At 33.2% G+C, this 14,448-nt stretch carries 10 protein-coding genes; 9 read left to right on the top strand and 1 reads right to left on the bottom strand.

Annotated features, from left to right (window positions below; genetic code table 11):
• The first annotated feature begins 48 nt into the window (after positions 1-48).
• Genes B9N53_RS04735 through B9N53_RS04710 form a run of 6 tightly spaced genes read left to right on the top strand, consistent with a single transcriptional unit; the run spans position 49 to position 5,591 of the window.
• Complete coding sequence (locus B9N53_RS04735) at positions 49-882, top strand: energy-coupling factor transporter ATPase (RefSeq protein WP_094203908.1); 834 nt, start codon at positions 49-51, stop codon at positions 880-882.
• A 9-nt stretch (positions 883-891) separates the two neighbouring features.
• On the top strand, positions 892-1,743 hold the full coding sequence (locus B9N53_RS04730) for an energy-coupling factor transporter ATPase (RefSeq protein ID WP_094203907.1): 852 nt from the start codon (positions 892-894) through the stop codon (positions 1,741-1,743).
• The gene (locus tag B9N53_RS04725; protein WP_094203906.1) at positions 1,740-2,537 is read left to right on the top strand and encodes an energy-coupling factor transporter transmembrane component T family protein; all 798 of its coding nucleotides are present in this window, start codon (positions 1,740-1,742) and stop codon (positions 2,535-2,537) included. The genes B9N53_RS04730 and B9N53_RS04725 overlap by 4 nt, the downstream gene beginning before the upstream one ends.
• Positions 2,534-3,268, top strand: a complete 735-nt coding sequence (truA, locus tag B9N53_RS04720) for a tRNA pseudouridine(38-40) synthase TruA (protein ID WP_094203905.1) — start codon at positions 2,534-2,536, stop codon at positions 3,266-3,268. Before B9N53_RS04725 ends, truA begins: the two co-directional genes overlap by 4 nt.
• A gap of 12 nt (positions 3,269-3,280) precedes the next feature.
• A complete protein-coding gene (locus B9N53_RS04715) occupies positions 3,281-4,861 on the top strand; it encodes an ABC transporter permease subunit (protein ID WP_094203904.1) in 1,581 nt (526 codons plus the stop codon).
• Positions 4,851-5,591: an amino acid ABC transporter ATP-binding protein gene (locus B9N53_RS04710; protein ID WP_094203903.1), complete on the top strand. Its 741-nt coding sequence runs from the start codon at positions 4,851-4,853 to the stop codon at positions 5,589-5,591. The genes B9N53_RS04715 and B9N53_RS04710 overlap by 11 nt, the downstream gene beginning before the upstream one ends.
• Positions 5,592-5,631: 40 nt before the next feature.
• Here B9N53_RS04710 and B9N53_RS04705 read toward each other — a convergent pair whose 3' ends face one another.
• A complete protein-coding gene (locus B9N53_RS04705; protein ID WP_094203902.1) occupies positions 5,632-8,763 on the bottom strand; it encodes a lectin like domain-containing protein in 3,132 nt (1,043 codons plus the stop codon).
• 382 nt (positions 8,764-9,145) lie between these two features.
• Between B9N53_RS04705 and B9N53_RS04700 the strand changes: the two genes are divergently transcribed.
• Genes B9N53_RS04700 through B9N53_RS04690 form a run of 3 tightly spaced genes read left to right on the top strand, consistent with a single transcriptional unit; the run spans position 9,146 to position 14,274 of the window.
• Entirely contained in the window at positions 9,146-11,512 is a 2,367-nt protein-coding gene (locus B9N53_RS04700; RefSeq protein WP_094203901.1) for a lectin like domain-containing protein, read from the top strand.
• A 56-nt stretch (positions 11,513-11,568) separates the two neighbouring features.
• Complete coding sequence (locus B9N53_RS04695; protein WP_094203900.1) at positions 11,569-13,284, top strand: CAMP factor family pore-forming toxin; 1,716 nt, start codon at positions 11,569-11,571, stop codon at positions 13,282-13,284.
• 12 nt (positions 13,285-13,296) lie between these two features.
• A complete protein-coding gene (locus B9N53_RS04690) occupies positions 13,297-14,274 on the top strand; it encodes a CAMP factor family pore-forming toxin (RefSeq protein WP_035109068.1) in 978 nt (325 codons plus the stop codon).
• Positions 14,275-14,448 lie beyond the last annotated feature (174 nt).

The raw sequence follows: 14,448 nt of genomic DNA, 5'->3' as shown, positions 1-14,448 counted from the left end.
AAGGGATGTAAATTTGCATCCCTTTTTTTATAAAATTGAGGAGTTTTGATGAAAAAAGATACAAACATCATAGAAATAAAAAACTTAAGTTTTCAATATGAAGGTTCATCAAAAAAAGTATTAAAAAACTTAAACATAGATATTAAAGAGGGAGAATTCGTCTGCGTATTAGGTCACAACGGATCTGGAAAATCTACACTAGCAAAACTCATCAACGCTCAATACATTCCAACAGAAGGTGATATTTTAGTTGGAAACATGAACACAAAAGATGACGATAGCTTGTGGGATATTCGTGAAATGTGTGGGATGGTATTCCAAAATCCTGACAACCAATTGGTAGCGACAATCGTCGAAGAGGACGTTGCTTTTGGTCCTGAAAATTTGGGAGTACCAAGAGAAGAACTTCGCAGGAGAGTGGATGAATGCCTTGAACTTGTGGGAATGAGTGAGTACAAAAGACACTCACCAGCGCTATTATCTGGAGGTCAAAAACAAAGAATTGCGATTGCTGGAATACTAGCAATGAATCCAAAGTGTTTGTTAATGGATGAGCCAACGGCAATGCTTGATCCTCAAGGAAGAAAAGACATATTAGACACTGTGTTGAAATTAAGAGAAATGGGCAAAACTATAATCCACATTACTCATTACATGGAAGAATGTGTAAATGCAGATAGAATTATCGTGATTAATGAGGGAGATGTAGTGCTTGAAGGAACTCCAAGGGAAGTTTTCTCAAATGTGGAACAAATGAAAGAAATAGGACTTGATGTTCCAGAGCCTACTGAAATCAGCTACTTTTTAAATAAATCAAATATAAATGTTAGAGCTGATGTCCTTACTGTAGACGAACTCGTTGAAGCTTTGGGAGAATGTTAGGTGATAGATATGAAGATAGAATGCAAAAATTTAGAACATATTTATAACAAATCAAATCCGTTTGAAAAAGTTGCTCTCAAAGATATCAATTTAGAGATAAATCTTGGAGAATTTATTGGAATTATAGGACACACTGGAAGCGGTAAATCAACATTGGCACAACATCTGAATGGATTATTAGAACCGACAGGTGGAGATGTATTAGTCGACGGAATATCAACAAAGACAAAAGTAAAAACAGATATAAGAAAAAATGTTGGATTAGTATTCCAATATCCAGAATATCAATTGTTTGAAGAAACTTGCTACAAAGACATTGAATTTGGTCCGAAAAATTTGGGGCTTACAGATGAAGAAATTAAAGAACGTGTAGAGTGGGCTTGCGATGCTGTTGGATTAGATGTTGAACACATGAAAGAAAAATCACCATTTGAATTATCTGGTGGACAAAAAAGAAGAGTAGCAATTGCTGGTGTTTTGGCGATGAAACCAAAATTTTTAGTACTAGATGAACCAACTGCAGGGCTCGATCCATTGGGACGCGATATGATTTTAAATCAAATAAAACAACTTTTTGAGAGAGAAGACATGACAGTTATTTTGGTAAGTCATAGCATGGAAGATATCGCAAAACTTTGTAACAGAGTAATTGTTATAGATAAAAGTCAAATCTTTATGGACGATAAGCCGGAAGTTGTGTTTAGCAAAGAAAAAGAGCTAAAGGAGATTGGACTTAGCATTCCACAATCTACACAAGTTGTGAGAAGATTGAAAGAAAAAGGATTAGATGTAAAAACGGATTGCTTGAATGTTGAACAAGCTTATGAAAGCATCAAAAAAGCTATGGAGGCAAAATCATGATAAAAGATATAACAATTGGTCAATATTTTGCAACTGATAGTATTATTCATAAGCTTGATCCAAGAGTCAAAGTAACATTTGTATTTTTATATATTATTGCGATATTTCTTATAAGTAAACTTTGGGTATATGCACCTGTATTGGTGTTCTTAATAGCTATAATCAAAATTTCCAAAATAAAACCGAAATTCGTGTTCAAAGGAGTTAAACCACTTCTTCCAATTATTTTGTTGACATTCATACTAAATGTATTAATGACACCAGGTGAGGTTGTGTGGAAATGGAAAATATTTACTGTCACAAAAGCTGGATTGAATTTGGGATTTTTTATGGCATTTAGGTTGATATTTTTGGTTTTAGGTACAAGTTTATTGACATTGACAACATCACCAATTGAATTGACTGATGCTATGGAAAAAATGCTACATCCATTTGCTAAAATTGGATTTCCTGCTCATCAATTTGCAATGATGATGACCATAGCTCTTAGATTTATTCCGACATTATTTGAAGAAACAGACAAAATAATGAAAGCTCAAATGGCTAGAGGAGCAGATTTTGAATCTGGAAATATAATCAAAAGAGCCAAAAATCTCGTTCCACTTCTAGTTCCATTGTTTATAAATGCTTTGAAAATTGCAGGAGAACTTGCAGTTGCAATGGAAGCCAGATGTTATCGCGGTGGAGAAGGAAGGACAAGGCTGAACGAATTATCGTATCAAAAACGAGATTTCATAGCTTATGGAGTTATTATATTATTATTCATTTTAATTATAGTGAGTAGAATAATATGAAAAATATCAAATTAACAGTTCAATATGATGGTTCAAAATTTTACGGATGGCAGAAGCTGAATGATTTGCCATCCGTACAATTAGAAATAGAAAAAGCAGTGACAAAAATGGTTAATCAACCAGTGAAAATCAATGGAGCTGGAAGAACTGACAAAGGAGTTCATGCAAAAGGTCAAGTGTGTAACTTCATTGTTGACACAGATATTTCAGCGAATCAATTTCTAATGGGAGTCAACCACTTCACGAGTGATTCAATTGTCATAGTGAAATCTGAAGAAGTGGATTTGGATTTTCATGCGAGATTTAGTGCAAAATCAAAGACATATAAATACATTTTATGTAACAAATACTATATGGAGCCTTGGTTTAATGATTATAAAGGTCATAGAAAATACTACTTAGATTTTGATTTGTTACTAAAATGCAGAGATATGCTAATTGGAAAACATGATTTCACATCATTCGTTAATAATTTGGAAGAAGATACCAATCCAATTAGAACTATTGATGAAATTTCAATCGAAAAAATTGACGACGATATTGTATTCACATTTAAGGCGGAAAGTTTTCTTAGAAATATGGTTAGAATTTTGGTTGGGAGCATGGTTGATGTAGCCAGAGGAAGAAAAAGCATAGAATGGCTTAAAAATGCTTTGGAAAATAAAGACAGACAATCTGCAGGTATCACGATTGAACCTTGTGGATTGTATTTAATGGATATCGAATATTAAAAGGGGGAGTAAATGAAAAACTTTACCAGAAAACTCATCGGAGTAGTTATGATACTAATGATGATGTTTGTTTTCATTGACACCGAATCTTTTGCAGAAAAAGATACATTTGTAATTGGAATGGAGGCAAACTATGCGCCATTTAACTGGTCTCAATCGACAGATGCAAATGGTGCTTATCCTATCGAAAATAGCAAAGGGGAATATGCAAACGGATACGATTTACAAATAGCTAAGAAAATTGCCGATAGTTTGGGCAAGAAATTAGTTGTAGTAAAAATGGAATGGGATGGACTTGCACCAGCAGTTATGAGCGGGAAAGTTGATGCGATAATTGCAGGAATGAGCCCAACGAAAGAAAGAAAAGAACAAATTGATTTCTCAGATACTTATTACAGTTCTGATTTGGTAATCGTAACAAAAAAAGATAGTAAATACATCAACGCAAAATCATTAAATGATTTAAAGGGTTTTAAAATTACTGGTCAATTGAACACGTTCCATTATTCAGTAATAGATCAAATTAAGGATTGTGATAAACTACCTGCAATGGAAAGTTTTCCATCAATGCTGTCTGCAGTTTTGGCAGAGAAGATAGATGGATATGTTTCAGAAAAGCCACAAGCTTTGAGTGCAGAAGCATCTAATGCTGAACTTTCATACATTGAATTTGAAAAAGGTTCAGGATTTGAAACATCAGCAGAAGATACTTCAATTGCAATCGGGGTGAAGAAAAATTCTGATTTGACCGAAAAAATCAATGAAGCTTTGAAAAAAATCAGTCCAGAAGAAAGAGATAAGTTGATGCAAGAAATGGTAAGATTGAACGTGGAAAAAGATCAACCACAAGGATTCTTATCAAAAGTAAAAAGCATATTCAATGAATACGGATCGCTTTTCTTAAAAGGTGCATTGATGACGTTGTTCATCGCCAGTGTGTCTACAATTGTAGGATTTTTAATTGGTATATTGGTGGCAGTTATTAGAAACATGAAACTAGATAAAGATAAAAATAAGTTCACTTATTATCTTCACAAAGTCATTAATTTCATTCTAGCTTGTTATGTTGAAATATTCAGAGGAACACCAATGATGGTACAATCAATGTTGATTTATTTTGGAGCAAAATTATATCTTGGAATTGATATGGCACCAATTAGTGCAGCTTTGTTCATTGTAAGTGTCAACACTGGAGCTTATTTGTCAGAAGTTGTACGTGGTGGAATTAATTCTGTCGATGTCGGACAAATGGAAGCTTGTAAGGCTTTGGGAATGACACACGGACAATCAATGATTAATGTAATCTTGCCACAAGCAATCAAAAACATTTTGCCTTCTATAGGAAATGAGTTTGTAATCAACATCAAAGATACATCAGTATTGAACGTAATCAGTGTTACAGAATTATTCTTCGTATCCAAATCAATTGCGGGTTCAACTTATAATATATTTGAAACGTACGCAGTTACTTGCGTTATCTATTTCGTGTTGACATTCTCTTTGACAAGACTTTTATTATTCATTGAAAAGAAATCTAATAACAGAGAATACGTAATGGAAGCTACAACTGGAGGAATGTTCAATGGAAAATAAAATAATAGAGTTACAACATTTGAAAAAAAGCTACAATGGAGTAGAAGTTCTAAAAGATATCAACTTCACGATATCGAAAGGGGAAGTTCTATCTATTATAGGATCGTCTGGTTCTGGTAAATCTACTATGTTAAGATGCATCAATCTTCTAGAAAAACCAACTGGTGGGGATATTTTGTATTATGGAGAATCCATACTTTCTTCCAAATTTAATCAAAACAAATTCAGATCCAAAGTAGGCATGGTATTTCAACAATTTTATTTGTTTGAAAATATGAGTGTGATGGATAATTGCACTGTCGCACAAATCAAAGTTTTGAAAAGAGACAAGGAATCGGCTGTTAAAGAAGCTAAAAAATATTTGGAACTTGTAGGAATGATTGACCATGCACATAAGAAACCAAGCATGCTATCAGGTGGACAAAAACAAAGAGTTGCCATTGCTAGAGCATTGTGCATGAATCCGGAAGTTTTATTGTTCGACGAACCAACATCTGCGCTGGATCCTGAGATGGTTAACGATGTATTGCAAGTAATGTCAAAACTTGCAGAAACGGGGATGACGATGGTAGTTGTGACACATGAGATGCAATTCGCTAGAGATGTGTCCACAAGAGTTTGTTTTATGAATGAAGGCTACATCATTGAAGATACAGATCCAAAAACAATGTTCACAAATCCAAAACACGAAAGAGTTAAAGAATTCTTGAAGAATTATTTGAATAACTAAAATAGACGCCCTTTATCACATACGATAAAGGGCGTTAATTTTATCTGATATTTCTGATATAATTGTGAATTACATAGTTGTTGTTATATTTGCTGTACAAATTATACGGACTGTAGATTGAATTGATTTGAAGTTTATCTGAACTACCAAATGAAACCTTCAAATCAAACGAAGTGTTTGGATTTGATTCACACCAAGCTTTTACAGTGAAATCTGTTGGTGATGTTGCAGTTTGTTGTTTTATAAACATTGTTGCGACACCATTTGAATCAGTTGTTTTTGTAATTGTTTGATCGAATCCTTTTTGATTTCTAATTCTAATATTTAATTTTAAATTAGCAATTTTCTTGGCGTTTTCATCTGTAGCAAATATTTTAATGTTCGCTGTATCATTAAGATTGTATGACTTTTTGTCTGTTTCGAACTTCAAATTTACAGTTTGTTTTGTTTCAGGTTTGTTTTCTGATTCTTTAACAATAAGTGTTGTGTTTGCTGAAGAATTTTTGTAGCCGGTTTTTGAAACTGTGGCTTCAATATAATATCTTCCTGATTTTTCTGGTCTGAATGTGTAGTAACAATTACCGTAGCTATCAGTCTTAAATCTTTTTTCTTGTTTATTGTCATTCTCATCAGTGATGCTTAATACTACATCAGCACCTGAAATTCTTCTTGTATTAGTCTTGCAAGTCACAGTTATCATAGAATTTTGATTCAATTTGATTTCTGTACTGTCCAAATCAACTTTAGTATCAAAAGTTGCTCTGTTATCTTTTACTTCAAAACTTACATTATCTTCGTTAGTATTTCCTTTTGAATCAGTCGCTTTGATATTTACATTATAAGTTCCAGCTTCATCTAATTCGTCAGCTTTTAAATATAGTATAGATTGTCCGCGATAGTTTGTAGTCAATTCTTTTTCTATTAATTTCTTAGATGGTTTGTTAATCGTGAATTTGACTTTTGCATCTTTAATGTTTCGTTTGTTTGAATCAGTAACTACAGCGGAAATATTATTAGTATTACCAATAGAAATTGAATTTCTGTAAACATTGGATTTAATATTTACAGCCATCTTGCTTTCTGGACTGTCACCTTCTACATAAATTACAGCAAAGTTTGAAACGTTTGAACCGTCTTTTGATTTGGCAAATATTTTAACTTTACCTGGATTATTACATACAACCATAGCGTTATCTACAGATGCGATGTTTTCATCTGAACTTTCCCAAGTTATATCGTGATTTTTGGAATTTGCAGGTAATATTCTAGTATCGATTCTGAATTTGTCGCCGACTTTTGCTTTTTTATAGGAAGGATACATAATAATACTTTGGACTTTAACATCCTTGTCAACACTGTCGTCAATATTTGGCTTTTCATTTTCTAGTACGTTAACCCTGATGTATTGCAAAATTCTAGGATTGTCTGCAGACTTAACAGTTACATAACATTGTCCAGGATTTAAAGCTCTTATTAATCCAGAATTATCTACAGCACACACATTTGTATTAGAAGATGACCACATCAATTCTTTGTTTGTCGCATTTTCTGGATAAACTTTTGCGTTGATTTGTGTGTCTTCTCCCTCTCTTAAAGTAATATTGTCTTCGGATACTGTGATTTTATTTACTCTAATTTCTTGATCTGGTTCGGGAACATCTGGTTGAGGTGTAGGTTCCACTGGATCAGGGTCTGGTGTTGGATCGACATTGGTTCCTGAATAAGGTTTGGTGAAAGCTTTTAAGCATACATTTGCGTTTGCTCTATTTCTTGCCAGATCAGACCAATTATATCCATCGTTAGAAATAAATGATTGATTATATCCAGCTCTTGCCCTTGAAGAATATCCGTAAATCATAGATTCAATTGGAATAGGGTAGCTGTAACCAGGAGTTGTAAGTTTTACAATTGGTGCAAAATAAGCTCCAGCATTTATTCTTTGTGGATTAAATTTTACAGTAGTGTATCCTGCGTTTTCCACAGTTCCACGTGCAACTAAAACTTTATCGTTGAATCCACTGTTTCCACCAATATTTGTGTTAACATAAATTTCGTATTGGGCTCCATTTGAAGGAACGAAGAAACCAACTTCATCGATTTGACTAGTTCTACTTACGGGACCAAAAATATTTGAAAACCAGCCAGTTTGATTGTAACCAATGCTATCAGTCATTCCCAAATCGTCGTAATACCAGATAGATTTATTTCTATCTTTTTCTTTTAAAACAAAAATGCAGTTTCCTTTGGCAATGTGAGCATCATAATACGATACGTGATAATATCCACCTTGATTTCCCCAACGATCACCCCAACTATTTTTTACAAGCCAAGCACCATCTCCAGGGGGAGTTATTCCGAAATTGTATCTTGAGTAATCATCGTCCCATCCAATAATAGTTACAGCATGATTTTGCCAACCATAACCAGGATTGTAATGACTCATAGAATAAAAGTTGGTAAAGCTTGGATCTCCGTTTACAGTCGTGTAAGAAGCACCGTATCTCATTATAGCTCTTTTTAATCTGTCACGATCTTGATTATTGTTAACATCTGGAATGTACAAAGCTTCCTTCAATTCCTTAGCTGGAATTAAATTATAAGGAGAACTAAAATCGTAAGCAGAATAAGGATCGTCTTTTTCCCAAATAGGACCAGACCATCTTGATAAGTAAGCTGCAGCAACTGCTCTTGTACCACCTTGATCAGGACCCCAGTCAAAACCATGAGTATTTCTCAAATGTTTTTCAGAAAAATCTGTGAACTGACCATTAGTGAGCATATTCGATTCTGCAGAACCATACGTAGCAAACGCCCAACAAGATCCGTTTGGCCCTTGAGCTTTTACGGGAGTAACTCTGTTGTGTTGACGTAAATCGTAGTTTGCTGGAATTCCATAAGCTTTTTGACTTGGGATGTCTTCTTTTTGATTAAACAAATCGTAGTTTGTGTTAACCAAGAAAGGATCTTCGTTTGAACCGTAGTTTTTCGTAGTCTTAGAACTACTTTTTTGCCTGTTAAATGCGGGATTACGAGGCGCTTCAGAAAAATCGATTTCTTTTACAGTTAAATCATCGTTTAATTTGAATTTGTTTTGACTGTCTGCAAAACTTGTAGAAAACAGTGATTGCAACGTAAAAACCGCAATAAAAAGCAATAAATTTTTTCTTTTCATATTCAACTCCTTGCAATAATTTTAAATATTAATTCAGGATTAAAATAGTATACATAACACTATTAAGAATTAACAACTATATTATACTACTTTTGGAAGAATAAATATATATCTTGAACAAATTCAATAAAATGTCATATTTTGTGATTATCTATACATTTCTACTGTAGTACGTTAAAATCAATGTTAATTAATGTAAATTTTTAAATAATTAATGTAAAATTTCATTAAAAACATAGATTTTTTGAAATTATGTGATATAATAAATGCAACAAATACCAAAAACTAAATTAATAGATGTACTATTACTAAATAATTTTGATAACTAAAGCATATTTATTAAGGCTATTAATTTAGTAGCATATTTCAATAGGAGGGCGTTATGAAAATCAAAAAAATTTTGAGTCTACTACTAGGAACAGTTCTTGTATCATCTATGATGTTTACTGGTCCAACGTTTGCAGACGAAAACAAAAATTCCAAACTAGAATTAAGTCCTGTTGAAAATAGTTTTAAAGAAAATTCCAAGGATGACGAATTGATAATATCTCCATTGAAGACATCTTACGATTCAGTTCGTTCAGCTTCCAGAGCGGCATTGCCAGCAAAATATGATTTGAGAAAAACTAACAGAGTTTCCTCAGTCAAAAATCAAGGACAAAATGGTTCTTGCTGGACATTTGCTACATATGGTTCCATGGAGTCTTATTTAAAATTATTTGGAAAAGAATTTGATTTTAGTGAAAAACACATGAGAAACATGCACGGATTCGATTGGGGTCCAAATGATGGAGGTAACAGAGATATTGCAACATCATATCTTGCGAGAGGAACTGGTCCGATTTTAGAAAAAGACGATCCTTACGATGCTTACATCAATGTTTCACCTACAAATGTCAAAAGAGCTTTTGATCTTGATAAAGTCATTTATCTTCCAGATGTTCACAATGCAAATGAAACTAATGTTATCAAACAAGCTATTATGGAATACGGTGGAGTGTACACAACTTTAAGTTCTCAAAAATATTACGAAAAGAAAGAGACTAAAAGTTATTACAATCCAGGAAGTGGAAAAGCAGATCACGCAGGAACAATTGTAGGATGGGATGATAATTTTTCAAAAAATTTATTCCAAGCAAAGGCTCCTGGCGATGGAGCATGGATTGTAAAAAATAGTTGGGGAACAAGCTTTATGGATGGCGGTTACTATTACGTATCGTATTACGATGGTTTCTGTGGTAAGTCCAATGCAGTCTTCATTCCTCAAAGAAAAGATCCTAATGCTGTAATTTCACAATACGACGATTTCGGAGCAACAAGAAGTGTTGGATACAATATGCAAGGCTACATTGCGAATGTATTTACTTCTGATGAAGATCAAACAATTTATCAAGCTGGTTTGTTCACAGTTGCGATGAATACACAATACAAATTGTACATTGTAAGAGATTTGCAATCTACAGATGATTTGGCAGCCAAAAGAGAAGAAATCGGCAGCGGTGTGATTGAATATCCTGGATATTATACATTGGATACCAACCAAATCAAAGTTAAAAAGGGCGAAAAATTTGCGATAGTAGCATACATGGATTCATCAGCTGCTAATTACAAATATCCAATGCCTATTGAAATGCCGATTGCAGATTATGCTTCAAAAGCAAAAGCTCAAGAAGGTCAATCTTATGTTTCATCACAAGGCGACAAATGGACTGATTTGACTAAAGAAGTTAAAAACGCAAATGCTTGTATAAAAGCTATCGGAACTACTGGAGAAGTTCTTCCAAGAGATACAGTTCCAGAAGTTGATCCAGATGAAGTAATAGAAGAACCAACTTCAATCACTGTGAAAGAAGGTAGCCAAGGATTCATAAGCGTTAAAAAGAAAGGAAAACTTCACGCGACAGTTCAACCAGAAAAATTTAACAACGATCCAGTTGTTTTTGAATCATTGGATAAAAATGTTGCAGTTGTAAAGAACGACGGAACAGTATATCCAGTAAATGTTGGAAATGCAAATATTTTGATAAAAACAGTCGATGGAAAAATTACACAAAGATTTAATCTATTGGTAGCTCCAGAAGGAATTAGAGTTCCTGATAGAAAAATGATTGAGGTAATTGGGGATAATGATTATGATCCAAAAACAGATCCGGATAATACAGAAATCCCAGTTATACCACCTAAACCACCGATCGATAATCAAGAATTAGATCCTAAAGTCATTAGAAGTTTGGGAGTATCAGTTCCATCAGTCACTATCAAACAAGGCGATAAGTTTAATTTGGATTCAAAAATTTTAACTTATCCACAAACTGCTATAAGAAATTTTGATTTTAGTATAAGTAACCATGACATAATTGACATTGATTCAAAATCAGTGATTACTGCTAAAAAAATCGGAAGAACAAAGGTAGATATTAAAACAAAAGAAGGATTACAAACAAGCATTACCATAATTGTAATACCAAAAGAAAAAGGCGAAATTACTGTAGAAAAATTTGCACCATCTAAAAGACACGCTGGAATATTCACTGTATTTATAGATGCAAAAGAAGGAGACAGAGGATATTCTGGTCCAGCAAAGCTAACAGTAAAAAGTGGAGATAGAAAATTAACTAGAACAATATATTTCAATTCAGGTCATGCACAATCTAAATTCCACGGAGGTCAATTTGGAGTGTGGAGAAAAGATTTCGAAGCGACTATAACTATAAGAAATCACGAAGAGACCATAAAATTTGGGTTTTAATCAATAGCGGGTAGTGCCGATTGTTAAATAAAATATTTAGTTCATAGGAGGGAAATATGAAACATTTAAAGAAATCATTAGCAATGATTTTAGTGTTCGCTATGACTTTTATAGCTGTTGCACCTTTGAGTGAAGTTTTCGCAGATTCTTTGGAAGTACAACAAGAAGAACCTAAACTTGAAATTTCAGAATTAAAAGAAGGTTTGACACAAGCTGTAAAATCAGTTGAAGACATAGAACCAGCTGATGAAAAGTACAAGGAAGTTATGGATCAGTTTTATGAAGCACATGATTTCTTAGACAAAGAAATTAAAGTAGCTGAAATGAAACAACGCCAAGCAGTAGGAAGTGCAGAAGCTGTAGGAGCATTAGAAAACACAATCTATGATTTATCTACAATTCCAGTAAGAGTACAATTGATGATTAGAATTGGTAGAGCAATCAGATTTGCATCTACTGAATTATCTAACAAAGTTGTAGCAGCTCACACTAAAATAACAGAATATATAATAACTGGATTATTATATGCTGTTAATCCTTTTGCTAGTGAAGCTCAAATTATGGATTACATCCAAAAATTTGACCAATTGGAACAAGAATTGTTAGCTTATCCTGATTTGGGACCAAACGACATAGCTACTATTTACAAAAAAGCTGCAGTTTGGAGAGAAATCAGAGAAGCTAAAAAAGTACGTGCTTCAAGAACAAAATTTGGTAATTCATTTATCGTAAAAGAATTAAGTGAAGAAATTTCAAAAACAGTAGGTTTGCAATTTAGAATCACAGTAAAATGTGGTGAATTAGACGACCAAGTTAAGAAACTTCACGAAGCAATGGAAAAAATTACTGGACCAAAAATCAAGGCTGAAAAAATCGAATTTAAAGAAGGCAACATGGGAGCCATCTCAATCAACAAAACAACAACTATCAGCCCAATAGTAAGACCTAACGAAGTTAAAGACAAAGAAGTATTTATCTACTCATCTAATGCATTCATGGCAAGAGTCGTTGGAAAAACAATCATTCCACTAAGAACAGGAACTGTTATGATTACAGTAGTTTCAAAAGATGGTTGTGCAAAATCAAACTTTGAACTTCATATCGTAGAACCTGGTCACAGCGTAGAAGGAATTCCATTCTTACAAGCCACTGGAGAAAACTCAGAATATCTTAACACTAATACAAATGGTGGCGGGGTAGTTGGAGGTAACTCTTCAGTTGGAAAAGATATTTATGAAGTTAAAAATATTGGTTTCTCAGTAAAATCTACTACATTAAAAATTGGAGATACATTTGATTTAGCATCAAAGACATTTGTATTCCCTGAAAATGCATTAGAAAAACAAGTTTCTTACAAATCAGACAACGAAGATATTGCAACAGTTAATGAAAAAGGAACAATCGAAGCAGTTGCAGAAGGATCAACTACAATAACTGCAACTACAAAAAACGGAGTAACTAATAAATTCAAACTAAACGTAATCAAAAAAGTTGACAAAGACGAATATCAAATAACAGAAATCAACCCTTCAGAAAGAAAAGCTGGAATATTCTCAATCGAATTCAAAGCAACTAAAAACGGTAAAAAGTACAACGGACCAGCAAAAGTAACAGTGACAAACACTAAAAAAGCAATCGCAAGAGACGTTTACTTCAACAACGGAGTTGCATCAGTTAAATACAACGGATTTGAATTTGGAACATGGGTTAAAGATTTCAACGTTAAAATCGAATTAAAAGACCAAGTAAAAACATTTGAACTTAATTATTAGGAGATGAAAAATATGTTAAAAAAAGCATTATCAGTAGTATTACTATCTAGTATGTTATTGGGAACAGTAGCGCCAGCAGTATCTTATGCACAAGAAGATAAACTTGAAATCGTTCAAGGCGCAGAAGAAACTGAAAAATTAGGAATTGATGAAGCAGAAGTTTACAAAAGACAAATCAAATCAATTCAAAACGAAGTTAACTCAATCCAAGTTAAAAGAGAAGACGAAAAAGAAATGGTTGACAAATTCAACGAAACTTCTCTTGAAATTAGCGAAAAAATAGACCAAACAGCAGTAGGAATGGGAGTAGCAGATATTTATGACTTATCATCTATTCCACAAAGATTATTGTTATTAGGAAGAATGGGAAGAGCAATCAGATTTGCTACAACTCAATTAAGATACAAAGTAGATGCAGCACATGCAGAAATCGCTGAATACATCTTCGGAGGATTTGTAATAGCAGCATCTCCATTCCACACAGTAGAAGACATGAAAGTTTATATGGCACAATTCGAAGCATTATCACAAAAATTACTTAGCTACCCAGATGCTGGATTGAATGATACTGCAAACATCTATGTAAGATCTGATTTGGATCACAAATTAGCAAAAGCTAGATCATTAAAATATCATGAATTGAAAAATATGTCTGATGCAGTAATCAAAAAATTAAACGCTGAAATCAGTGAAATTACTGCTCTAAGATTAAGACCACAAGCAACTGTAGCTGAAATTTACCAATTAGGCGACAGACTAGACCAAGCAGTATTCGAAGCATTAAACAGCGAAGATTACAGAGCAACAAAAACTGAAATCGAAACATTAAAAGAAGCTATGAACAAAGCTATCCAAGCTAGAAGACATGGCGACAAGAGAGTTGAAGTTGGTAAAGCAATTGACCGTGCAAAAGAAGAATTGGCAAAAATCAGACCATCAAGTGTTATCGCAGCTCAATTAGTACAACAATTCCAATCTTACTATGAATAAAATTTATTAAGATTAGAAAAATTAACAAAATATTTATTAATAGGTGCATTCTAATTAGAAAGCACCTATTTTTATATTTAAAAGTTTCATAATACGTGTATTAAATGATATAATTACATAGTGCATACATAATTTCTTTTAGAATGTAAAAAAATTTTAATATATTTAAAAAAA

It is taken from the genome of Finegoldia magna, from assembly GCF_002243175.1.
Taxonomy (GTDB): domain Bacteria; phylum Bacillota; class Clostridia; order Tissierellales; family Peptoniphilaceae; genus Finegoldia; species Finegoldia magna_J.
The sequence above is the reverse complement of the archived record's forward strand: the minus strand, read 5'-3'. Positions and strand labels throughout refer to the sequence as shown.